The organism is uncultured Sphaerochaeta sp., from assembly GCF_963676625.2.
Classification (GTDB): domain Bacteria; phylum Spirochaetota; class Spirochaetia; order Sphaerochaetales; family Sphaerochaetaceae; genus Sphaerochaeta.
This window is the reverse complement of the sequence record NZ_CAXXYB010000008.1, coordinates 264,293-287,260: the sequence shown is the minus strand read 5'-3', so window position 1 is coordinate 287,260 and position 22,968 is coordinate 264,293. Positions and strand designations below refer to the sequence as shown.

The following is a 22,968-nucleotide window of genomic DNA, read 5'->3' as shown; positions in this document are numbered from 1 at the left end:
AAACATGATTCAATAATTACATAAAATACAAAGGAGGACTACAATGCGTAGAGTATTTTCGATCCTGGTTCTTTTGCTTTTTGCAACTGGAATTACTTTTGCCGGTGGAGCACAGGAAACAGAAAAATCAAAGACTGTCGCTAGTGATGTCAAAGTAGGGGAGCCAAAAATCGGAGGAGATTTGAGGCTGGTTTGGGAGCCAATGAACACTCTCGATGTGCATTGGACTGGAAATGATGCAGTTTGGGAAGTCGGATGTCATATCTGGGAGACCCCCTTGGCGCTGGATGATTCAAGTAATCCCATTCCAATGCTGACAGATTATGAATTCAAGGATGATAACAAGACCATCATTTTGAAAGTTCGAAAAGGTGTTAAATTTCATAATGGTGATACCCTGATGGCAGATGATGTCATCGCATCCTTCAATCGCTGGATGACAAGAGCGACGTTCGGTAAGGCAGCCTTCAAGGATTTGACTGCCGTGGAAAAGATTGATGATTACACAGTTGCCATAAAGCTGAGTCAACCATCTCCCACTGCATTGATTGCACTTGCCTACCCTGACCAAGGTCCGTATATCATGCCCGAGGAAGTGATAAAAGAAGCAGGCAACGGAGAGATCAAGCAATATATCGGAACAGGACCTTACAAATTGGATCAATGGATTCCCGACAGGCATATTCGTTTGGTTCGTTTCAATGAATATTCAAGCTTGCCAGGGGAGCCGAATGGTAATGGTGGAGCAAAAAAACAATACCTTGATTCCATTACTTTTGTTAATATCAATGATCCTATGACTAGAATACAGGCTTTGATGAGTAATGATTGTCAGGCTGGTGTATTCCCGATACCCTCGATTGAACAACTTACCATGGTCCCGAACATCATAATCAGCCCGACCGGAGAATATTCATCAGAAAGCATTACGATCAACATGAAGAGTAAGTTTATGTCTGATCTTAATATGCGAAAGGCCGTATTGTATGCTCTCAACCAAACAGAAATTATGTATGGGGCCTGTGCCGCGCGCGAAGATATGTACTCCACTGTTCCAAGTTGGGGAACCACTGGATCGATTTATGAAAGCACGACCGGGAAGGATGTCTATAATAAACAGGATATCGCGAAAGCCAAGGAGTATCTGGAGAAGACAGGTTATAATGGCGAACCATTGGTAATGTATACGAATGGTAGCTATGAAACTGACAAGAATGCTGCAATGGTCGTAGCTCAGGAACTGAGGACAATTGGGTTGAATATTGATTTCAGGGCTCCCGATTGGCCGACTGTAGTGGAAGCACGACAGGATCCGAAAGCGTTTGATATGATAGTCAGCGGATATGCAATGAAACCAGATCCTACACTGCTTGCGTTCACCAGTATCGGCTGGCCAGGCTGGTGGGAGACTGACAAGAGAATGGATTTGTATTATCAATTGCTTGAAGAGACCGACACGGCAAAGAGAGCAATGATTTGGAATGACTTTACTGGATTGATCTGGAGCGAACTTCCTGTCATCAAGCTCGGTGATTTCTATGGAGCCATCGGATATCTGAAAAATGTCCATAATATTCCTGTCAACTATCCTTGGAGAAGGTTCTACTGGAATACCTGGATGGAATAAGTTCTTGATTTCCGAGAGCCAGCAGCATGGTCGGCTGGCTCTTGGAATTGATATTCGAATACATAGAGGCTCGTATGGTAAAATTTATTTTCAAACGGCTACTGCAACTGATCCCGGTTCTCTTGCTTGTTGGTGTAGTGGTTTTTACGATTGTCCGATTAATTCCCGGTGACCCTGCGGTTGTTATGCTAGGTCCAGAGGCAACAACAGACGAAATTGCCATGATGCGTGAATCCTTGGGGTTGAATAAACCCTTTATATACCAGATGGGAATATGGTTCATGAATTCATTGCATGGCGATTTTGGGAGTTCCTACTATTACGATATGAAAGTTACGGCCTTGATTGTCAGTAGGTTGGAGCCTACGTTGCTTCTCATGTTCCTTGGATTGCTTGTTTCAATTGTAGTAGGAATACCTGTGGGGATAATTTCTGCAGTGAATCATAATAAATTCCTGGACCGATTTAGCATTATCTTTTCGATGCTTGGAATATCCATACCAAATTTTTGGCTGGGATTGATGCTGATCTTTGTCTTTGCACAAAAACTACATTTACTCCCCGCTATAGGCTATATCCCCATAGACGAGGGAAATCTGCTGAACTCATTGAAGTACTTGATTCTTCCTGCATTCACGCTTGGACTGCAAAAGGCTTCGGAAACGGCCAGACTCACACGGTCGAGTATGCTTGAGGTCTTGAAGGCTGATTATATCCGGACTGCAAAAGCTAAAGGCTTGTCCTATAGAGTTGTGATTATGAAACATGCCCTGAAAAATGCAATGGTACCGACGCTTACTGGTATCGGAATGAACATTGCCCGTTTGGCCGGTGGTGCAGTGGTCACAGAAGCTGTATTTAATATTCCAGGAGCCGGTAGCTTGATTGTGTCGGCAATATCAAGAAGGGATTATAGTTTGATTCAAGGTGACATCATGTATATTGCCTTGATGTTCGTAATTGTAAATCTCATTATTGATATTCTTTATAAAGTTTTTGATCCAAGAGTCGAATATTAGTAGGGATTTATAAATGAAAATAGAAAAACGAAAGCGTATGTTTATTTCAGGAGCATTTTTTGCCGGTGTTATTCTTCTACTTGCAATTTTTGGACCAATGCTTTGTCAATATGATCCTCTTGAAATGGATGTAACTCATCGACTGGTGGCTCCAAGTTTTCAGCATCCCTTCGGGACAGATTATTTTGGACGTGATTTGCTTGCCAGAATTTTATTGGGTGCCCGGATTACAATGATAATCGGAATCTCGGTAGTTGCACTGAGTTGTGTTTTTGGTGTCTTCATAGGATTGCTTGCAGGGTATTACAAGCCACTGGATATTGTATTGATGAGAATCATGGATTCCATGATGGCTTTCCCCTCGATCCTTCTGGCCATGGTCCTGGTCGCAGCTTTGGGCTCGGGTATTCCAAACATTATATTGGCACTTGCCTTATCAAATATTCCTGGAATCGGACGGATGACACGAGGCGTTGTCCTGACTGTCAAGCAATTGGAACATGTTGAAGCAGCTGAAGCTTCCGGTGCAAGTGATTTAAGAATAATTGTCAAACACATACTACCGCTATGTTGGCCTGCGGTGATTGTATCGCTTACCACAATACTTGCCAATACTGCCCTGGCAGAAGCTTCGTTGACCTTTCTTGGGGTTGGTCTGCAACCTGATATTCCAAGTTGGGGAAATATCATCAACGAAGGACGAATGTTGATGACAAGTGCCCCTTGGGTATCCGTCATTCCTGGTCTCTTCATAATGCTCACGGTTTTTTCCTTCAATATCATGGGAGATGCATTGAGAGATTTGCTTGATCCCAGACTCAATAATAATCAATAAGGGAGGTGAATATGGAAAATATATTGGAAGTCAAGAACCTCCGGGTGGATTTTGTTGGGGAAACGAAAAGGGTCCATGCGCTGAGGGGAATTGATTTTTCCATTGGAAAAGGAGAAACGCTTGGCTTGGTCGGAGAATCTGGTTGTGGGAAAAGCCTCACAGCATTGAGTATCATGGGACTTGTTCCCATACCTCCGGGGGAGGTTGTCAGTGGGGAAATTCTCTATGACGATAAAAATATACTGAAGTATACGGATAAAGAAATGCAGTTACTTCGTGGAAATAAAATTTCCATGATTTTCCAAGAACCTATGACCAGTCTCAATCCTGTTTTTACCGTTGGAAACCAGTTGAAGGAAGTCATCGGCAAGCATCTGGGGAAAAAAGGGCAAGAAGCTGATGAAATCGCTGCCAATATGCTTACAACTGTAGGCATTGCAGATGCAAAAAGAAGGCTGTCCAACTACCCTCATGAATTGTCTGGGGGACTTCGTCAAAGAGTCATGATTGCAATGGCATTGCTTTGTCGCCCTGCGTTGCTGATCGCTGATGAACCGACGACTGCCCTTGATGTTACCATTCAGGCACAAATAATGAATTTGTTGATTAAATTGAAAGAGGAATTCAATACTTCAATTCTCATGATAACCCATGATCTAGGGGTAATAGCAGAGACTTGCTCCCGGGTAATCGTCATGTATATGGGGGAAATTGTTGAAATGGCTCCGGTAAATGACTTGTTTGATAATCCGAGGCATCCCTATACAAAAGGGTTGTTGGAATCCATTCCTGTACTTGGTCAGAAAGGCAGGCTCAGCACCATTTCTGGTATGGTTCCTGACTTATCCGAAATCAAGGAGGGGTGTGCATTTGTTTCACGTTGCCCCTATAAGACCAATAAGTGTTTGGTGGAAGACCCTCAACTGGTTGGTAAGAATGGACATTTCGTAGCATGTTGGGAGGCGTAATGTACATGGAAAACAGCAGACAGCCAATAATTCAGATCAAGGGAGTATCCAGATATTTCCCTGTCAAGAATAGCAGCATGTTTTCAAGAAAAAAGGATTTCCTTAAAGCTGTAAACGATGTGAGTCTTAATATTTATCCTGGGGATACCATTGGAATCGTTGGGGAGAGCGGATGTGGTAAGACTACATTGGCAAAAATGATCCTGCACCTTCAAAAACCGACCAAGGGACAGATTTTATATAATGGGGTAGATATCTATTCCTTGGGCAAGAAGGAAACCAAGAAACTGAGGACCGAAATCCAGATAGTTTTTCAGGATCCTTTTTCATCCTTGAATCCCCGAATGAGAGTCGGGGATATTATTGGTGAACCCTTGAAGATTCACTATAAGCTCAGTAAGGATGAATATGTCAGGAAGGTTCAGGATATCATGGCCAGGGTGGGAATCAATCCCAAACATATCAATCGGTATCCCCATGAGTTTTCAGGAGGACAAAGGCAGAGGATCATGATTGCAAAGGCTTTGATCCTGAGACCCAAGGTACTAGTTTGTGATGAACCGGTCTCAGCCTTGGATGTATCGATACGCTCAGAGATATTGAATTTGTTATCCGATCTTAAGAAGGAAATGGAATTTACCATCCTTTTTATCTCCCATGATTTGACAGTCATTGAGTATATCTGTTCCAGGATTGCCGTAATGTACCTTGGGAAAGTTGTGGAGTCTGCTGGTGAATCTCAGTTATATAAGGATCCTATCCATCCATATACCAAAGCCTTGCTATCAGCCATTCCCATTCCTAACCCACACCACAAATCTACAAGAATCATCCTGGAGGGTGACGTTCCGAGTCCAATAAATCCTCCTATTGGTTGTTTCTTTAAGAATCGCTGTATTTATAAATCAGAAAAATGCAATGAACCACCAAAATTAGTTGAAAGAAGTGAGAATCATTTTGTTGCATGTCACAATTGTTGATAAGGTAGAAATGTCATGAATAAAAAAAGTAAGAAAATCACTGTTATGATACCCATGAGGGATTCCATTCATCTTGCCACGGATATCTATTTTCCTGACGGAGACAGTACTCCGAGGCCTGTACTTATCGAGAGGACTCCATATGGTAGAATGAATAAAACAGATTATGATATGGAGACCACGCAAATAAATGAGTATGTGAGGAAAGAGGATGTAGCCGACTATTTTGGAGAGGCTGGCTTTATTGTATGCTTTCAGGATGTACGAGGCAGATATGATTCCCAAGGGGAATTTGATAAATACATCAACGAAGGCAATGATGGACAGGATACCTTGATCTGGATCAAGGCGCAACCTTGGTGCAATGGACAAATTGGAATTATGGGGTACTCCTATACATCGCATGCTGCGGCTGCGGTTGGATGCCTGGCCCCTGCAGAGTTGACCACTTTGTTCATTGATTCCGGTGGGTTTTCAAATGCGTATCAAAGCGGTATCAGGCAAGGCGGAGTATTGGAGTTGAAACAGTTGCTATGGGCCTTCAACCAAGCCAAGGCAAGTTCAAAAGTAGTGAATGATCCTATAATTAATAATGCATTATCAGCAGAAGATGTATTTGCATGGATGCAAAGGTTTCCCCTTAAAAAAGGTCACACTCTATTACGGTTCGTGCCAGAATACGAAAAGATAGCGTTTAACTTTTGGAAAAAAGAAAAATATGATGATTTTTGGAAGCAATTGGGAATCAACACAAGTGAATTTTACGACCAATTTGCCGATGTCCCGTTATTCCTTATGACTGGCTGGTATGACCCATATGTAAAATCTGTTGTCGATAACTATTCAGCTTTGTTCTCGAGAAAGAAAACACCAACATATTTGCTTATTGGTCCTTGGACGCACAAGAACAGGGGGATAAGGATTGTCGGCGATGTAGATATGGGAGAAGAAGCTTTGATCCGGTTCGATGGTATCAAGGCGTATGAAGACTTAAGACGAAAATGGTTTGAATATACTTTGTCCGAAGTGAAAGGACCCTTTCTGCAACATAAGGTGAATATATTCATGATGGGAGGAGGTTCAGGTCGTAAGACGGAAGAGGGATGCTTGGCCCATGGGGGAAAATGGATTTTTGCCGATAAGTGGCCTCTGCCGGGGGTTAAGGAAAACCCCTTCTTCTTTCACAAGGATGGGAGTTTGTCTTCGACAATTTCCAGTGAGAGTTGCTGTTATCAGGAATATATATTTGATCCTAGCCATCCTGTCCCAAGTATTGGAGGGACAATTACATCAGGCGAACCTATAATGAGAGGAGGTGCTTACAACCAAGTTGAAGGTGAAGAGTTCTTTGGTTCACAGAAACCCTACTTGCCTTTGGAAGCCAGACATGACATCCTTGTCTATCAAACAGAAGAACTCAATGAAGATGTAAAGATTTGTGGAGAAGTTTCTGCACAGCTTTGGATATCTTCTGATTGCAAGGACACGGACTTTACTGTTAAATTAATTGATGTTTATCCACCCAATGAAGATTATCCTCAGGGGTATGCCATGAATATTACTGATGGAATAAAGCGTGCCAGATTCAGGGATTCCTTTGAAAGCCCGACGTTGATGGAACCTGGCCAGATATATGAAGTTAGGATTGATACTTTTGCCACGGCTAATCTTTTTAAGAAGGGGCATAGAATTCGTGTTGATATTTCAAGTAGCAATTTTCCTCACTTTGATATAAACCATAATACTGGGGATCCTGATGGGGAAGGCCAAGTATTGCTAAATGCCTTCAATAGAGTCTATATAGATTCAAGTAGGCCTTCACGAATAGTATTGCCGATTTTCGATTAACAAAGGGAGTAAAAATACAATGGGAATTAAAAGTCGAGTAACAATTAGCGAAGTTGCGAAAGAGGCGGGATGTTCAATCACAACAGTCTCTCGCGTTCTTAACAACAACACTACAGTTTCTGCTGAGACCTTTGCCATTGTTGAACAAGCGTGCAAAAAGACTGGGTATTTGCAACAGGCAAAAAAACCATCAGTGAAAAGTTCTCAGAAAAACAAACTCATAGGAGTGGTTGTCACTAATGTTTTGTCGTTGTATATGGGACGTTTTATTAAGGGAATAGAGGATTTACTTGCCATCAACGGCTATTCCTTGATTTTGTGTGGTTGCGATCATTCACTGGAAAAGGAGCGGGAAAATTATTCCCGCTTGGTGGCCTTGAATGTGAAGGGCATAATTATCATGCCTACTTTCGAGGAAAGTTGGGAATTGATAAGAAAGATTCCATCAAAGATTCCAATTTTGTTCCTAAGTCGTTCAATTGGACCTGAGAACAGTGGTATCCCATTCATAGGAACCGACCATGTGTATAACGGATATATGGGAACAAAATATTTAATAGGTCTGCAACATAGAAATATTTGTTTCATTGAGGGAAAATATAATGAATATATTAGTCCTGCGCATTTAAGGCTCAAAGAGGGATACAAAAAAGCCCTATCTGAAGCAGGTATCCCTTTTAATCAAGATTTAGTTGTTACCAGCCCTCCTGACCAGGTTTCCCTACAGGAGAACTTGGAAGCAATTTTCAAGAAGAAAATTTCATTTACCGCCCTGATGGTATGCAATGATGTCATGGCCTTCGATATTTATTTTATCTTGAAGAAAATGGGGTATCGGATACCTGAGGATTTCTCGATGATTGGATGCGATTCCCTTCCGATTTCCGAAGCCATCGGACTGACTTCCATTGAGCAAAATGGTATTGCGATCGGCAGGGAAGCAGCCTACACCTTGATCGATATTCTGGAAGGTAAATCAATATCTGCATATAATAACAAGCAAAAGGCAACTCTTGTTATAAGGGATAGTTGCAGAATGGTCAAAGAATCTCAGTGATACCTGATTTCGCAACAACCGGATTGTTTTCCATGTCTTGTAAGACAAGTGTTCCTGTTCCTTGGGCGGAATGAAAGATCATTATGCAGCTCACCGACAATGGCCGGTACGTATGGTTGACCAGGTATGGTCACTATGTCTTATAGGTTTTGGTATACCTGCACTCTGGGTAGTTTGCGCATCCATAAAACTTTCCATATTGTCCATTTCTGATAATCAATATTCCACCACACCTTGGACAGACCAGGGATTTTTCTTTTAGTCTTCTTTCACGGATTTGCGCATTGACCTGATCTACGTGAATTTTCCTTGCCTTCCCCCCTTGGATGCTTACTGTCCTCAGCTTGTTTGCGATAAATTTTATCTGTTTCTTGGATAAATTGGGGGCCCTTTGCTTCTCTATTATCATACTAATGAGTTGATTGCTATAAATAACGGGAATTCTTGAATTGATGTTTTTCAATACTGCTCTGCCCGAAAAAACAACGATGGGATGGTAGGATATTTGTTTGAAATCCGATAGTACTTCTTTTAAGGCATAAACATGTGCCCAATTTTGTTTTATAGGGTTTCTGAATTTTATTTTGTTTTTATATATTGATTGGGTCCAGAATTCTGAATTCTCGTTTCCGTGGATCCAACCACTGTAGTTCTTGGTTTCAATTACAAATATGCCATATATTGAAATGACAACATGGTCAATTTGGCTACTGCCTTTTTGTGTTTTCAGCAAAACATCATTGAGAACCATGAATTTTTCATTTTGAATTTTTTGTAATTTCCTTGCAATATTTGATTCACCGGCAATTCCCTTTATATTTATTCTGTCATATCTATAAGCTAATACAATAATTGCAAGTATGATTACAAATAAAATCACCATTAAGGGACATCTCTCCTATTAAATTTGTTTGGTTTAATCAGAAAACCCTGAAACCCATAAAGTTTTTGGATATCTTTTTAGGGTTGAGAAATAATAGTTCGATTGTATCACGACAAAAATGGGATTTGTTAAAAAAAATAATCTAAGTAAGTAGAAAAATGATCTGGTTCACATCCATGAGTTGTTTATTAGTTTCAAAGGTCTGATTTTCGGAAGGTTTGACCCTAGGCTTTCCAGTAGGACTTTCCTCCAACAACTTCGTAACCAGCTCTCTTTTCCGGTTGCAGTAAACTCCTGCCGCTAGGTTTCAATATCCAAAAATTTCTTTTAAAAGTGCTTTTTTGGAGACTGACACGATAGGGAGATGCCTGAACGTGGAATGAAGAGCTTTTTGCATCCTGAAATGATGGATGTCAGTAAAATCATTTGACAATGAGAAAAAGAGTCCTGATGATAGAAACTGGTAACGTTTGCAGGCCTAGCCTGTCAATACTATTCAGAAACATGAGGAAAGAACTGATGCAAACCTTTACAGCTCACAAACAGCTTCGTTTAAAACAGAAAGAACTGGTATTCACTATTCTGCGAATGTTCTCTGAGGAGTTGGAGAAGGAAGAGGTGAAAAACATTTGGGAGGTCTCCTTGAGCAGTTCCCAGATCATCCAGAATCTGAAAGAACGGTGTAACATCGACTACAAGACAAATTACTGGCTTTGGACCCAGTTAAAGCGGTATGAAGAGGAACTTAATATGCCTCTCTTCAAGAAACATCGGGGTAATGGGCAGGATATTCTCATTTCCCTATATTATCCGTATACGCATTTTCATCAAAAGAAACATCTCTACATCTCAGAGAAACTCAAGGTTGCCAACGGAGTCTATGATGAAATCCAGGATTTCTCCCAGAACAACGACTTCAGGAGACCTGTGAAACTAGTGTTGGGAGCAGGCGGGCTCTGCGACCATATTGCTTCCATCTTTGCAGAACATAGAGCTAGCCAAACCTATCATCTTGAGATTTACACTCATAATCTGGGAGTCATTGAACAACTTTCCGGGTTATTGATGGAGGATGACCACCTTTCGGTGTTTGTGCCAAGAGGAAAGATAGATTCCACAACCTATACGTTACTTGATGATGATAATGAATTCTATGGGGAAGGGGGTTTTGATTTTATTGTCCAAGGCACAAGTTTCATCTATGAAAATAAACTGTATATAGAGTCTGAACGAGAGTTTGCCCGAAAGAAAAGCATAGTGCAGGGAAATGCCGGGGTGAAGATCTTGGTGTTGAGCGGACATGAATTCATTGATGACCCTTTGGTGGTCAGCAAACTGACTTCATATGCCACCTTGTTTGATTATGACCAGGTAATAGTTCCCCGGACCAAGGTGAATCCCCAGGTTGAGAATTCACGCAACCTGATTTTTGATGGATACAAGAAGCATTTGCAGCCACTGGTATTGAATTGGAATTATGAGATCTACCAGGTAATCAAATCGTGAGTTGCCAGGAAAGGCATTATAACTTAACACCTTAATTTGACGTAGTTTGTAAATTTTGGCTAAAGCTTGTTTTGTGAATCTGGGGTGGTATGCTTTTTCAGGAGGATATTATGAAAAAATCGTTAATGTTTTTGTTGGTTTTATTTGTATCAGTTGTCCTGTTGTTTTGTGCAGGTACAACAGAGACCGCAACAAAAAAGATTACCCTTACCATTGCCGGGAGGGATGGCGCGTATGGGGATTCTCTTCAGTTGGCAGCCGATGCATATCAGAAATTGCACCCGGAAGTATCTTTTGAAATCTTGAAGCTCTCAGGTTCTAGCCTGTTTGAGAAGAGTGTCATCGACATGCGAAGTAAAACCGGAACCTATGACCTCATTCTCATTGATGATCCCAATGCCCCACAATTCCAGGAGGTTGGTTGGCTGGCAGATTTGGATGCCTTGTATGCCAAGAAGGGTATTGAAGTGGATAAGGATTTCATCAAGCCGGCTTTGGATTTGGGCAGGTATCCGTATACTGGCGCAGGAACGCTCTTTGCCCTTCCGTTTGCAGGTAATGTTGAGCTTTTTGCCTATCGTGCTGATTTGTTCGCAAAGTATGGTTTTGGAGAACCAAAAACCTGGACGGAATTGCTTAAAGCTATCAAAACCATTGATGCCAATGAGCCTGGCGTGGACGGAGTTGTGTTCAGGGGATCAAAAGGTAATCCCATCGTAACGGCATTCATGCCGATTTTCTGGGCCTTTGGAGGAAAGGTACTGGATGAGAAGGGAAACGTTACCATTAACTCTCCACAGGGTTTGGCATCCCTGAAATATTTTCTTGAAATGGCCAAGTACGCACCAGAGGGTGTAACAATGTATCAGTCTGCACAGGTCAGGGATGCCCTGTATGCAGGAACTGCAGCGGTTGCTCCTGAAGTATGGCCTGGTTGGATCGGGAATCTGGAGAATGAGAAAGAGTCCCATGTCGTTGGAAAGGTAAAGGTAACGAAACACCCTGCAGAAGTGCAGAAATCCTCACCTATGATCGGTGCTTGGCTGGTTGCCATTCCTGAGTCTTCGAAACAGCATGAGGCGGCCTTTGATTTCATGTTGTACCTTACCAGCTTTGACATGCAACTTGCCATGTCCGACCAGTTTGGTCTTCCCCCCTCACGTGCTTCAGTTTACGCTGTTGAGTCCCAGAGGGTGAAATATCCTTGGTATGATGCACAGCTCGATGCCCTTCAGAACAGTGTGGCCAGACCCCGTTCAGTGAAGTGGAAGGAGATTGAGGATCAGTTGGGTTCTGTCTTGCAGTTTACCCTTATGGGAAACCTGACTCCGGAGAAAGCTCTGTTAGATGTCGAAAAGAGTATCAATGACATTTTGAAGAAGTAACGCTTTTCCCTATGGCAGGTGATGTCTTTAGGCTTTGCCTGCCATTTCTCCATGTCTCTAAACTGTGAGGTTCAATTCATGCATAAACCTGGGTATTATCGTAAGAACAGATTCTATTTCTTTCTTATAGCGCCCTCAGTGGCCATCATGGCCTGGCTGACTTTGTATCCAGTATTGAGGGTCGTTATCCTTTCGTTGTTCGACTACAACTATATTACTGATATCAAGCTTTTTACCGGTCTGAAGAATTTTAGGGATCTTCTCGGCTCCTCCCTATTCCAGGATTCCTTTTTCAATACGCTGGTCTTTTCGTTGATCGCCACAGTTGCCGAGGTTCTGTTTGGGCTCCTTCTGGCCTTTGCCTTTGATGGTCATTTCCCGGGAAAGAAACCTTTCATGACCATTGCAATATTTCCCATGATGCTTTCGACCATGGTAGTCAGTGCAATATGGAAGACGCTGTATCATAACGACATTGGTCTTCTCAATTATCTATTGCGTTCCATTGGTCTCTCTCCTGTCGGTTGGCTGATTGATCCCAGTAGGGCGCTCTACTCGATTATTCTTATAGATATCTGGCAATGGACTCCCTTTGCCTTCATATTGCTTCAAGCTTCGATGCAGTCGATACCCAGGGAAATCTTCGAGGCAGCCCAGATTGACGGGGCACGATATTTCCAGATTTCCTTCAGGATAACCCTGCCAATCATTGCAAGCCAAATTCTACTGGTTGCCATGCTCAGGACCATTGATACTTTCAAGCTATTCGGTAAGGTCTATGCCCTTACCCAAGGAGGCCCCGGGAATTCTACGGAAACGCTCTCTACGTTCATTTATCGTGAAGGATTCTCCTATTTTAATTTGGGTAGGGCCTGTGCAGCTTCCTTGTTGACGCTTTTCGTGGTTGCCCTGATTTCCCTGGTCTATATCAAGAAAATTCTTGGAGAGGAGGGAATAAATGCTTAAGGTCAAGAAAAAGCAGGATAATCCTCTCTTCTGGTTATTTCTTATTCTCATGTTGGTGGTAACCCTGTTTCCCGTGTATTGGATTGTAGCCACCTCTTTGAAGAATCCCCTGGAAGTGGTGCTTCCCAATCCTACCCTTGTTCCCAAGGCTCCTACGTTGCAGAATTACGTGCAAGTATTGCAGTCCGGGTTCTTGAAAAACATGGGTAACAGCCTGATTGTATCCATTGGGGCAACGGTTTTGTCGCTTAGTCTCTCGTTTGCGGCAGCCTATGCACTTTCCAGGTTCAAATTTCCCTTAGCTTTCAACGCTTTCTTTATGGTCTGGATTCTGTTGGTGAAGATTCTTCCTCCTGTAGTACTCGCCATTCCTTTGTATACCATGTTCAATTCGATGCATCTGATAAACAATCTGCTTGGGCTTATTTTGGTCTATCAGGTCTATACCTTGCCGTATTGTACCTGGATGTTGTACGGGTTTTTGAAAGCGCTTCCCAAGACGTTTGAAGAGGCTGCCGAGATAGATGGTGCAAGCAAGGGAGTCACTCTCTGGAGTATAGTCGCTCCCATGACCCGGACCGGGTTGGTAGCCACCTCCATCTTTAGCATCATTGCCTCCTGGGATGAATTCTTGTTTGGTTTGTTGTTCATTCGAACCCCGGCGTTGCGGACGCTTCCGTTGGTAATCGTGGACTACATCGGGGAATATGAGACTCTCTGGGGAAACCTGATGAGCATTGGATTGATAACTGCCTTGCCTGTACTGATTTTCTCAAATTTTGTGTACAAATATTATACAAAAGGCTTTGCAATGGGTGACAAGTAATGAATACAAACCTCTTGATAACAGTACATAGTGGAGGGCTTTCAGCACTCCCAAATAGCTATGAATATCTTCAGCAAGCTTGTTTGCTTGCTCCCGATATCATAGAGGTGGATGTCCGAAAGACCTTGGATGACAGGATTGTGCTTTGGCATGATGCCATACTTCCTGGCTGTTTTGAGCCTATTTCACAAATGCCGTACAAGCAATTGCTTGAGAAATATCCTAAGCTTCTGGTATTGGAAACTGCCTTGGATTTGTGTGGTGAACATGCCATCTCCACCAATCTCGATATCAAGGAGTTTGCGGCTATTCCGGAGGTTTGCAGGATACTCCAAAAAGAGGATTGTCTCGATAGGGTTGTATTTTCGGGGTGTGGGAAGGCAGAGATAGAGCTCATTTATTCTTTGTTGCCAAGTGCCAGGGTGTTGTTCAATGTGCAAAGTTGGGATCGTGAGGTCTTTCCCCAGTATAAGGACTATGTACTTTCCATGGTTCAACAGGCACAAGATTTGAAGGCCTTTGGGTTGAATGTTTGCTACAAGGACGTAAAAAAAGAATTTCTTCAGTATGCCCATAAGCATATGCTTCCTGTATTTGTCTGGACCGTGGATACCAGGGAGTTGATGAGGGAGATGATTTTGATGGGAGTCTATTCGTTGACTACGCATAATGTGGAGTTATTAAGAAATGAGATTGCGTATCTCAATGATTGTATGAAGGTTACCTGACAACAGTATTCAATTAATTGAATTTTCTTTACATCGTTTACTGGTTTTATGCATCAGCGAAAACAATCTGGACAAGGGAAAGGGTGTGCATGGGGAGGTAAGGATGTGCTTGAAGTTGGAAATATACGTAAGTTTCTCGATCAGAAACAAATACTGCATTCCTTGTCTTTCTCTACCAAGGACAATGGTATTATCGGAATACTAGGGCCTAATGGAAGCGGTAAAACGACATTGTTCCGTATCCTGGCTTCGTTGATGAAGCCTGATTCGGGTACCCTTGTCGTTGATGGTCACAACCTCAGGAAAATGGATTGTACGGTTGTCTTTGAAAGTGCTCGATGCTTTAATCTGGCATTAAGCGTGAAAGAGAATTACAGGTACTGGGCTGCCTTGAAGGGCATCGATCCAAATGCTATCGATGAAATAATTGAAACCGATGCGAATTATGGCCTTGCAAAGAAATTATGGAAAAACAAGGTAGGGACTCTGTCTGTCGGTGAGAAACAGATACTTGTCGTTCTTGCTACGTTGTTGACCGATTCACCGATTCTTTGCCTTGATGAACCCTCAAATGGATTGGATATCACCAACTTGCAACTTCTTAAGGATATCATCCTGCAACAGAGGGAAAACAGACTTATCCTTGTTTCCTCTCATGATGTTTCATTCATCCAGGAGATTGCGGATAGGGTATTCATTTTTTCTCAAGGGACAATTGTCAGGGAAGTAAACAACAGGATCTCCTATTCTGAACTTTCCCAGCTATATGCCTCCGAGGTAATTACATGAAGCTATCAAGAAACAGATATTTTTCGACTCTGGTAGCGGAGATTCGGATGGGCATGGTGGAGATGTTCAGCTACAACTTCAGTTTTTTCCTCGATATTGCCATTGTGTTTGGTTTATTGGCTTTCTTTTTTATCTCGAATTCCGGCTATCAGTTGACGCAATACTATAAGAGCGGAGTGCAAAATCAAAAAGAGCTTATCCTTTTGGGCTATGTAAACTGGATGCAGGCAAATTTGATAATTTCTGCTGTTTCCACGGGAATTCGTACTGACAATGTCAGAGGGACTCTGGAAAACAAATTCATGGCCATCGTTCCGTATGCTTGGCTTTTGTTTGGTGATGTACTGACCACCATCCTTATATCGCTTGTTGAAGTCTTGGTTGTGTTATTGCTTACCTCCAATACCTTATTCATGACCGATATTCCTGTATATTCGAAAATATTGCCACTGGGAGTATGCAATCATCTCATTCATTTGTCGTATTCCGGGATGGGGGTCAGCACTGCAAATTATTTATCGGCCTTTGGCCTTTCCCTGGGATGGCTGGCAATTGGGATAACTCTTTTCCATCAATCTGTGCAGCATGCAAGGGAAAAGGGGACTTTGTTCTTTTACTGATAAATACATATTTCTTATCCTATGATAATACTGTCACTTCAGATTACAACTGGGACTCTTAAAAACTGTACAAAGAAGCTCTTGACAGGGAATGAATCTGTGTTAGTATAAAGATAATTAATTTAATTAAGTATATATCACATGTGATAGTTCCTTCCTTATAGGGTGAATATATGAAAGCTATAATGGTAATGTTTGATTCTTTGCGCCGGGATTTGCTATCTGTTAATGGTGGGCCAATTTATACTCCGAACTTTGAGCGTCTTGCTGCTTCATCCGTGCAGTTCGATTCTTGTTATGCTGGTTCACTTCCCTGTATGCCAGCACGCCGCGAGCTTCATACTGGCAGATATAATTTCTTGCATAGAAGTTGGGGGCCTTTGGAACCGTTCGATGATTCCATGCCAACAATTTTATCTGAAAATGGAATTTATACGCACCTTACGACAGATCATTATCATTATGTACAGGATGGTGGTGCAACATATCATGGAAGATATAATTCTTGGGTTTGCAATCGAGGACAGGAAAGCGACCAATTTGTTGCGGATCTTGCTCCTCATACATCACTTGATGCTCCGAATCAACTTACCCCAGAGGCAGCTAACGAGAGAATGCGACAGGCGAGGAGGGTCGGTGGGTGGCAGAACTTAAAAAACCGGAACGTAATAAAAAGGGAAGATGAATATCCTATGGCAGAGACCTTTGCCAATGGCTTGGATTTCCTTGAACGCAATTCTATGTATGATAACTGGTTTTTGCAGATTGAAACTTTTGATCCACATGAACCATTTACCTCACCTGACAGCTTCCTTGAGAAATTCTTGGACCCTGATGATTTCCTTTCGCCAGATTGGCCGCAATATGCACAAGTGCAAGAATCAAAAGCTGCGATTGAAAAGATGCGAGCAAAATACTATGCCCTTACCTCTTTTTGTGATACAGAGCTGGGAAAAGTATTGGATATGATGGATAAAAGAAACCTTTGGGAGGACACAATGCTTATTGTGAATACTGACCATGGGTTTTTATTATCAGAACATGAATGCTGGGGAAAAGGGACCTCCCCTAATTATGAAGAGCTTGTGCATAATCCCTTATTTATTTATGACCCTAGAAGCAAATGTAAAGGTGAAAGACGAAATAGTCTTGTGCAAACGATAGATATCGCTCCTACGTTGCTTGAATTCTTTGGTGTTGCCCGTCCGAAGGATATGCTTGGTATTCCTCTTGGCGATACCATTCAGTCAAACTGTACTGTGCATGACTATGCACTCTTTGGATATTTCGGGGCTCCCTTGGGAATTACGGATGGGAGATATGTGTTATTCCGCAATGTTAAAAACCCGGATATCAAGGTGCATGAGTATACTTTATTTCCTACTCACATGAAGAGTTTTTTTTCTCTCGATGAATTACAGAATGTAGTTCTTTCAGAGCCCTTTGCGTTTACGAAAGGGATTAAGTTAATGCGAATGGATGCTAAAGTGAATCCCCGGTTTTTACACTCGGTGAAAGATGGTGATTTGCTTTTTGATGTAGTCTCGGACCCAAGACAACAATGTCCCCTTGTTGATAAGGAAATAACAGAGAGACTACTTGAAGCAGCTGTTATGTTGTTTGATGAAAATGACGCGCCGGTGGAACTGTACGAGTACTTTGGTTTCCCAAAATATACATTGTAGAAGAGGTATTATGATTGATTTTAAAGCAAAACCATTCAACTTATCTGAAGAAGATATCAAATGGGTTAAAGATACGTTGCATGGAATGTCTATAGAGGAAAAGGCTGGCCAGTTGTTTTGTGTTCTATTCAAGAACTGTGTAACCGAAGAATTTGAATATGTATTCAAAATTCTTTCACCTGGCGGTTGTATGTATCGTGTCCTTCCAACTGAAATCGCAGTGAATGCGACAAATACATTGCAAAGCAAGAGTAAAATTCCTTTATTGATTGCTGCAAATTTAGAGAAGGGTGGAAATGGTATCGTAACCGAAGGCACCCTTGTAGGTTCTCCTATGGAAATTGCTGCAACTGGTGATATCTCCATGGCTGTAAAAATGGCTACAGTATGTGCAAAAGAAGCTATGGCAGTAGGCAGTAATTGGGCTTTTGCTCCAATTATTGATATTGATTCCAATTTTAGAAATCCAATTACGAATACAAGAACCTTTGGTTCGAACCCCGAAACAGTCAAGAAGATGGGTAAAGCTTATGTAGAAACAGTCCAAAAAATGGGTATGGCTGCTTCTATTAAGCACTTTCCTGGTGATGGTCAGGATGAAAGAGACCAACACTTAGTAACTTCCATTAATAATATGGATGCAGAAACATGGATGAATACCTATGGTATGGCATATAAAGCTAGTATTGAGGCTGGTGCTTTAACGGTAATGGCTGGGCATATCATGCAGCCAGCTTGGTCTAGGCTTTTAGATCCCTCTTTGAAAGATTCGGAGATCAAGCCGGCTACCCTTAGCAAAGAACTTTTGCAAGGCCTGCTTCGGGGGAACCTGGGATTCAATGGTCTGATTTGCACAGATGCAACAACAATGGCAGGTTTTATGCTTCCGCTTTCACGTCGCTTGGCTGTTCCTTATTGTATTGCCGCAGGATGTGATATGTTTTTGTTTGCAAGAAATCTTGAAGAAGATTTTAATTTCATGCTTGATGGAATTAGGAATGGTATTATCACTTCAGAACGTCTTGATGAAGCAGTCTCTAGAATTCTTGCGACAAAAGCAGCTTTGAAGCTACATACGCATATTCCAGAAATTAGCCTAGAAAAGGCAAAGTGCATAATAGGTTCTGAGGAACACCATGCTTGGGCTAAGGAATGTGCCGATAAAGGCATTACCTTGGTAAAAAAACAAGAGGGGATTTTGCCTCTTTCTGTAAAAAAATATAAAAAAATTTTATTTTACACCATTGAACCGGCTATTGGAGGAGAAGGCAATTATCAGGTGAGTCCTGCGTGTAATAAAGTAAAATTACTCCTTGAAAAAGAAGGTTTTGAAGTTGATGACTTTGTTCCTCAACCGTATGGCGAAGGCTTTACTACAAAATATATGGATTTTGTAAATACCTATGATCTTATCGTCTATGTGGCAAATCTAAGCACTAAGAGCAACCAGACTGTGGTGAGAATTGAATGGAAGCAACCCATGGGAGCTGATTGTAGTTATTATATTCATGATATTCCCACAATATTCATCTCCCTCGAAAACCCGTATCATCTTTTGGATTCCCCAAGGGTCAAGACGTATATCAATACCTATAGCAATAATGATAGCTGTATTGATGTGCTTGTAGAAAAACTGATGGGAAGAAGTGAATTTATAGGGCAGAGCCCAGTTGATGCTTTCTGTGGCAAGTGGGATGCAAGGCTGTAAAGGGAGAACGGTATGAAGCAGTATAAAGGACTTCTATTTGACTTGGATGGAGTAATAGTAGATACGGCAAAGTATCATTATTTGGCATGGAAAGCGCTAGCTGACGAACTGGGCATTCCTTTTTCGCAGACGGATAATGAAAGATTGAAAGGTGTAAGTCGAATGGCTTCTCTTGAGATAATTCTGGAAATTGACAAGAGAACGATGAGCAAGGAAGAAAAAGAAGCCAACTGTACAAAGAAGAATGATTTGTATGTGAGTTACATCAAAAACTTGGAAAAACATGAGATTCTACCAGGTGTTGAAGCCTTCTTAACAGATGCAAGGGAAAAAGGGTATAAGATTGCATTGGGATCAGCAAGTAAAAATTCTGGATTAATCCTTGATCGTCTTGGTATACGATCCTTGTTTGATGAAATTATTGATGGTACAAAGGTAACTATTGCAAAGCCAGATCCTGAAGTGTTTGTCAAGGGTTCAGAAGCCCTGGGACTTGAAGTTGGTGAATGCATTGTCTTTGAAGATGCAATTGCAGGAATTGAAGCTGCACACAACGGTGGCATGAAGGCCGTTGGCATTGGGTTGAAGAGTATCCTGGTAAAAGCAGATGAAGTGCTTCCTGGCTTTAAAGGGATAACGATTGATGATGTCATTGCGCTTTTATAGCAAGAGAAAAATTAGATGAAACGAAAACACCTTCTTATAAAACCAGCTTCCAGTAACTGCAACATGCGTTGCAAGTATTGTTTCTATGCTGATGAGGCTCAGAATAGAAAAGTACAGAATTTCGGTATCATGAGTAAAGAAATCGCTCATACCGTAATAGAGCGAACTATATCAGAGGCTGATGATGTTACGTTTTCGTTTCAAGGTGGAGAACCCACTCTTGCTTCGCTTGATTTCTTTAAGGATTTTGTTTCGTATGCAACAGCAATAAAGGAAAAAAAAGTCGTTCATTTTACTATACAGACAAATGGTTATATCATTGATAGAGAATGGGCTAAGTTCTTCCATGATAATAATTTTCTTGTAGGGCTTTCCCTGGATGGCAATAAAGCTATTCATGATATTTACCGGCGTGATTGCAAAGGCGAGGGATCATTCAAAAAGGCCTTTAGGACAAGTCAGTATTTCCAAACAGAAGAAGTTGACTTTAATATCCTTGTTACCGTAACAAAAGATGTTTCCTTGAATATTGAAAGACTTTATGCTTTTTTCAAGAAAAATAATTTTCGCTTTCAACAGTATATTGCTTGTATCGATCCTATTGCGGAAGAACGTGGTTCCTTGGATTATTCTTTGACCCCGGAACTGTTTGGTAAGTTTCTTTGTACGTTGTTTGATCTCTATTTCAAAGACTGGCAGAATGAGGATTTTGTATCTATCAGGTACTTTGATAACCTTGTACTTAGGATGGCTGGATTGAAAGTTGAATCTTGCGGAATGCTGGGATTTTGTCCAAAGAATTATGTCTTGGAAGCTGATGGGTCTGTATATCCCTGTGATTTTTATGTACTTGATAATTACAAAATCGGAAATCTCACTACTGATAGTTTTGCGCTTATTGATGAAAATAGGGAAAACCTCAAGTTTACGGAAAAATCTTGTGTAATAGACGAAAAGTGTAAGACCTGCACGTACTTTCCTATTTGTCTTGGCGGTTGTCGCCGTGATAGAGAGGATTTTAATACAGGTGAGATAAAGCTTAGTTTTCTTTGTCAATCTTATAAGTTTTTCTTTTCTCAAGCCATGGAAAGACTCGAGTATATGGGTCAAAAAGAAAGAGAGAGCAGAAGTCTATAGCACAAGTTCACTACGATAAGGTTATGAAAACAGGAGGAAAATATGCGTATTCTTTATGTTGATATTGATACAATAAGGCCCGATCATCTTGGGTGTTATGGGTATACGAGAAACACAAGTCCCAATATTGATAAAGTGGCTCAAGAAGCAGTTCGCTTTAACGATTACTATTGCTCCGATGCTCCCTGTCTGCCCAGCCGAGCGGCTTTGGCGACTGGCAGGTTTGGTATTCATACTGGATGTGTTGGCCATGGTGGAATCAATGCGGAAATGCGTCCAGAAGGTAAAGAGAGAGGAATGGCTGACTTCAATGGTCGATATAACCTTCCTGCCGTTATGCGAAGAGCCGGTATGAAAACCGCATCAATCAGCAGTTTTGCCGATAGGCATGCTGCCTGGTGGTTCAATGGAGGATTTGATGAAACCTATAATATTGGCAAACGTGGTCTTGAGCTGGGAGATGAAGTAATAGATCTCGCTCTTGATTGGCTTCAGAGGAAAGAGAGTATAAAAGACTGGTTTTTGCATGTGCACGTATGGGATCCTCATATTCCTTATAGAACACCTGAAGAATTTGGTAAACCTTTTGAGAATTCACCACTTCCAGATCCTTGGATGAATGAAGAACTTCTCGCCCAACACAGAAACTCAAAACCAGGTGCACATAGTGCCTGCGAAGTGAATGGCTATACTCCTGCAGAGGATATTGCGCATCCAAGGCAGATTACAGAAATCAAGGATCTATCTGATTTCAAGACAATGATCGATGAATATGATACTGGCGTTTTATTCGCAGACTACAATCTTGGTAAAATGTTTGATCTGTTGAGAGAGCAGAAAATTTATGATGAAACAATCATCATAATCTCTGGTGATCATGGCGAGTGTCTTGGTGAAAAAGGTGCATATTGTGAACATGGCGAAGCTGATTACATCACGACTCACATTCCTTTGATCATCAAATGGCCAGGATGTCCTCAGAATGTTGAGTCAAACGGTTTGCACTATAATGTGGATCTTTTACCGACACTCATTGATATGATAGGCAATATACCACCATTCAAATGCAATCGTGTTGTGGGAAAACCTAACCCGGCTGTCTATGATGGTGAAAGTTTTGCGCCGTGCATCAAGGAAGGAAAGAACGGAGGAAGAGAATTCCTTGTAGTGAGCCAATGTGCCCATGTGTGTCAACGTGCTGTCCGTTTTGACAATTGGATATACATCCGCACATATCACGATGGTTACCATCTCAGCGAGGCCGATGAACTATTTGATGTTGAAAAAGATCCTCACGAAATAACGAATGTTGCCTCCTTATATAAGGATGTTTGCTGGCATGGTGCTTGGTATCTGGAACACTGGGTTGCAGATAATATGCTAAGCAATATCTACAATTATCATGAAGATCCTTTATGGTCAGTAATCGCAGAAGGTGGGCCTTTCCATTGTCGAGGGTACTTACAGAACTACTGTACCCACCTCGAAGAAACAGGAAGAGGTAATCTTGCCAAAGAGCTCAGTGAAAAGCATCCGGAAGAATTCAGAGTAAGCTATTAGTAAAATGACTGGAAGAAAAGTAATCGGTAGCCGAACCTTAGTTATCTGAAATAGATGATTTGTACTTTTTTTCTTGACAAAGTAAGGATGGATGATAATCTATTAATACTTAATTAATTTAATTTAGTATTAAGAGGTTTCTATTTCTCTCAGGTAAGAAAAAAAGAGGAGGTAA

General features: G+C 41.5%; 20 protein-coding genes. 19 read left to right on the top strand and 1 reads right to left on the bottom strand.

The genetic code is table 11. The features are described from left to right. The first annotated feature begins 43 nt into the window (after window positions 1-43). The 7 genes from ACHZBG_RS11970 to ACHZBG_RS11940 all read left to right on the top strand — a co-directional run bounded on the left by ACHZBG_RS11970 (window position 44) and on the right by ACHZBG_RS11940 (window position 8,334). A complete protein-coding gene (locus ACHZBG_RS11970) occupies window positions 44-1,627 on the top strand; it encodes an ABC transporter substrate-binding protein (RefSeq protein ID WP_320129688.1) in 1,584 nt (527 codons plus the stop codon). A 74-nt stretch (window positions 1,628-1,701) separates the two neighbouring features. After that, on the top strand, window positions 1,702-2,646 hold the full coding sequence (locus ACHZBG_RS11965) for an ABC transporter permease (protein ID WP_320129687.1): 945 nt from the start codon (window positions 1,702-1,704) through the stop codon (window positions 2,644-2,646). A 13-nt stretch (window positions 2,647-2,659) separates the two neighbouring features. After that, window positions 2,660-3,481, top strand: coding sequence for an ABC transporter permease (locus ACHZBG_RS11960; protein ID WP_320129686.1), 822 nt, complete (start codon window positions 2,660-2,662; stop codon window positions 3,479-3,481). An 11-nt stretch (window positions 3,482-3,492) separates the two neighbouring features. Further along, window positions 3,493-4,449: an ABC transporter ATP-binding protein gene (locus ACHZBG_RS11955; protein WP_320129685.1), complete on the top strand. Its 957-nt coding sequence runs from the start codon at window positions 3,493-3,495 to the stop codon at window positions 4,447-4,449. 5 nt (window positions 4,450-4,454) lie between these two features. Beyond that, window positions 4,455-5,429 (top strand): oligopeptide/dipeptide ABC transporter ATP-binding protein, encoded by a 975-nt coding sequence (locus ACHZBG_RS11950; protein WP_320129684.1) that lies wholly within the window; start codon window positions 4,455-4,457, stop codon window positions 5,427-5,429. 15 nt (window positions 5,430-5,444) lie between these two features. After that, window positions 5,445-7,277, top strand: coding sequence for a CocE/NonD family hydrolase (locus ACHZBG_RS11945; protein ID WP_320129683.1), 1,833 nt, complete (start codon window positions 5,445-5,447; stop codon window positions 7,275-7,277). A gap of 19 nt (window positions 7,278-7,296) precedes the next feature. After that, window positions 7,297-8,334, top strand: coding sequence for a LacI family DNA-binding transcriptional regulator (locus tag ACHZBG_RS11940; protein ID WP_320129682.1), 1,038 nt, complete (start codon window positions 7,297-7,299; stop codon window positions 8,332-8,334). Between the two features lie 133 nt (window positions 8,335-8,467). On the opposite strand, the gene ACHZBG_RS11935 is transcribed toward ACHZBG_RS11940, so the two are convergent. Then, window positions 8,468-9,217, bottom strand: coding sequence for an NERD domain-containing protein (locus ACHZBG_RS11935; RefSeq protein ID WP_320129681.1), 750 nt, complete (start codon window positions 9,215-9,217; stop codon window positions 8,468-8,470). 519 nt (window positions 9,218-9,736) lie between these two features. Between ACHZBG_RS11935 and ACHZBG_RS11930 the strand changes: the two genes are divergently transcribed. The 12 genes from ACHZBG_RS11930 (at window position 9,737) to ACHZBG_RS11875 (ending at window position 22,793) form a co-directional block, all read left to right on the top strand. Next, the gene (locus tag ACHZBG_RS11930; RefSeq protein ID WP_320129680.1) at window positions 9,737-10,723 is read left to right on the top strand and encodes a hypothetical protein; all 987 of its coding nucleotides are present in this window, start codon (window positions 9,737-9,739) and stop codon (window positions 10,721-10,723) included. Window positions 10,724-10,833: 110 nt separating this feature from the next. Next, complete coding sequence (locus tag ACHZBG_RS11925; RefSeq protein WP_320129679.1) at window positions 10,834-12,108, top strand: extracellular solute-binding protein; 1,275 nt, start codon at window positions 10,834-10,836, stop codon at window positions 12,106-12,108. 78 nt (window positions 12,109-12,186) lie between these two features. Next, on the top strand, window positions 12,187-13,074 hold the full coding sequence (locus tag ACHZBG_RS11920; RefSeq protein WP_320129678.1) for a sugar ABC transporter permease: 888 nt from the start codon (window positions 12,187-12,189) through the stop codon (window positions 13,072-13,074). Next, window positions 13,067-13,900: a carbohydrate ABC transporter permease gene (locus ACHZBG_RS11915; RefSeq protein ID WP_320129677.1), complete on the top strand. Its 834-nt coding sequence runs from the start codon at window positions 13,067-13,069 to the stop codon at window positions 13,898-13,900. The genes ACHZBG_RS11920 and ACHZBG_RS11915 overlap by 8 nt, the downstream gene beginning before the upstream one ends. Then, window positions 13,900-14,628 carry a glycerophosphodiester phosphodiesterase gene (locus tag ACHZBG_RS11910; protein WP_320129676.1) on the top strand — a complete coding sequence of 243 codons (729 nt, stop codon included), beginning with the start codon at window positions 13,900-13,902 and terminating at the stop codon, window positions 14,626-14,628. The genes ACHZBG_RS11915 and ACHZBG_RS11910 overlap by 1 nt, the downstream gene beginning before the upstream one ends. A gap of 105 nt (window positions 14,629-14,733) precedes the next feature. Further along, window positions 14,734-15,417, top strand: coding sequence for an ABC transporter ATP-binding protein (locus ACHZBG_RS11905; protein ID WP_320129675.1), 684 nt, complete (start codon window positions 14,734-14,736; stop codon window positions 15,415-15,417). Further along, window positions 15,414-16,037, top strand: a complete 624-nt coding sequence (locus ACHZBG_RS11900) for a hypothetical protein (protein ID WP_320129674.1) — start codon at window positions 15,414-15,416, stop codon at window positions 16,035-16,037. The genes ACHZBG_RS11905 and ACHZBG_RS11900 overlap by 4 nt, the downstream gene beginning before the upstream one ends. Window positions 16,038-16,210: 173 nt before the next feature. Further along, complete coding sequence (locus ACHZBG_RS11895; protein WP_320129673.1) at window positions 16,211-17,722, top strand: sulfatase; 1,512 nt, start codon at window positions 16,211-16,213, stop codon at window positions 17,720-17,722. Between the two features lie 10 nt (window positions 17,723-17,732). Next, window positions 17,733-19,430 (top strand): glycoside hydrolase family 3 N-terminal domain-containing protein, encoded by a 1,698-nt coding sequence (locus ACHZBG_RS11890; protein WP_320129672.1) that lies wholly within the window; start codon window positions 17,733-17,735, stop codon window positions 19,428-19,430. Between the two features lie 12 nt (window positions 19,431-19,442). Then, on the top strand, window positions 19,443-20,096 hold the full coding sequence (gene pgmB / locus ACHZBG_RS11885; RefSeq protein WP_320129671.1) for a beta-phosphoglucomutase: 654 nt from the start codon (window positions 19,443-19,445) through the stop codon (window positions 20,094-20,096). A gap of 15 nt (window positions 20,097-20,111) precedes the next feature. Continuing rightward, the gene (locus tag ACHZBG_RS11880; protein WP_320129670.1) at window positions 20,112-21,233 is read left to right on the top strand and encodes an anaerobic sulfatase maturase; all 1,122 of its coding nucleotides are present in this window, start codon (window positions 20,112-20,114) and stop codon (window positions 21,231-21,233) included. 42 nt (window positions 21,234-21,275) lie between these two features. Next, window positions 21,276-22,793: a sulfatase gene (locus ACHZBG_RS11875; RefSeq protein WP_320129669.1), complete on the top strand. Its 1,518-nt coding sequence runs from the start codon at window positions 21,276-21,278 to the stop codon at window positions 22,791-22,793. The last annotated feature ends 175 nt before the right edge of the window (window positions 22,794-22,968 follow it).

Bases quoted from the DNA above. Each gene is read 5' to 3' on its own strand.
- ACHZBG_RS11960 (WP_320129686.1), top strand. From the start codon at position 2,660: ATGAAAATAGAAAAACGAAAGCGTATGTTTATTTCAGGAGCATTTTTT.
- ACHZBG_RS11930 (WP_320129680.1), top strand. From the start codon at position 9,737: ATGCAAACCTTTACAGCTCACAAACAGCTTCGTTTAAAACAGAAAGAA.
- ACHZBG_RS11895 (WP_320129673.1), top strand. From the start codon at position 16,211: ATGAAAGCTATAATGGTAATGTTTGATTCTTTGCGCCGGGATTTGCTA.
- ACHZBG_RS11920 (WP_320129678.1), top strand. From the start codon at position 12,187: ATGCATAAACCTGGGTATTATCGTAAGAACAGATTCTATTTCTTTCTT.
- ACHZBG_RS11970 (WP_320129688.1), top strand. From the start codon at position 44: ATGCGTAGAGTATTTTCGATCCTGGTTCTTTTGCTTTTTGCAACTGGA.
- ACHZBG_RS11875 (WP_320129669.1), top strand. From the start codon at position 21,276: ATGCGTATTCTTTATGTTGATATTGATACAATAAGGCCCGATCATCTT.
- ACHZBG_RS11925 (WP_320129679.1), top strand. From the start codon at position 10,834: ATGAAAAAATCGTTAATGTTTTTGTTGGTTTTATTTGTATCAGTTGTC.
- ACHZBG_RS11900 (WP_320129674.1), top strand. From the start codon at position 15,414: ATGAAGCTATCAAGAAACAGATATTTTTCGACTCTGGTAGCGGAGATT.
- ACHZBG_RS11910 (WP_320129676.1), top strand. From the start codon at position 13,900: ATGAATACAAACCTCTTGATAACAGTACATAGTGGAGGGCTTTCAGCA.
- ACHZBG_RS11940 (WP_320129682.1), top strand. From the start codon at position 7,297: ATGGGAATTAAAAGTCGAGTAACAATTAGCGAAGTTGCGAAAGAGGCG.
- ACHZBG_RS11965 (WP_320129687.1), top strand. From the start codon at position 1,702: ATGGTAAAATTTATTTTCAAACGGCTACTGCAACTGATCCCGGTTCTC.
- pgmB (WP_320129671.1), top strand. From the start codon at position 19,443: ATGAAGCAGTATAAAGGACTTCTATTTGACTTGGATGGAGTAATAGTA.
- ACHZBG_RS11890 (WP_320129672.1), top strand. From the start codon at position 17,733: ATGATTGATTTTAAAGCAAAACCATTCAACTTATCTGAAGAAGATATC.
- ACHZBG_RS11945 (WP_320129683.1), top strand. From the start codon at position 5,445: ATGAATAAAAAAAGTAAGAAAATCACTGTTATGATACCCATGAGGGAT.
- ACHZBG_RS11880 (WP_320129670.1), top strand. From the start codon at position 20,112: ATGAAACGAAAACACCTTCTTATAAAACCAGCTTCCAGTAACTGCAAC.
- ACHZBG_RS11950 (WP_320129684.1), top strand. From the start codon at position 4,455: ATGGAAAACAGCAGACAGCCAATAATTCAGATCAAGGGAGTATCCAGA.
- ACHZBG_RS11955 (WP_320129685.1), top strand. From the start codon at position 3,493: ATGGAAAATATATTGGAAGTCAAGAACCTCCGGGTGGATTTTGTTGGG.
- ACHZBG_RS11915 (WP_320129677.1), top strand. From the start codon at position 13,067: ATGCTTAAGGTCAAGAAAAAGCAGGATAATCCTCTCTTCTGGTTATTT.
- ACHZBG_RS11935 (WP_320129681.1), bottom strand. From the start codon at position 9,217: ATGGTGATTTTATTTGTAATCATACTTGCAATTATTGTATTAGCTTAT.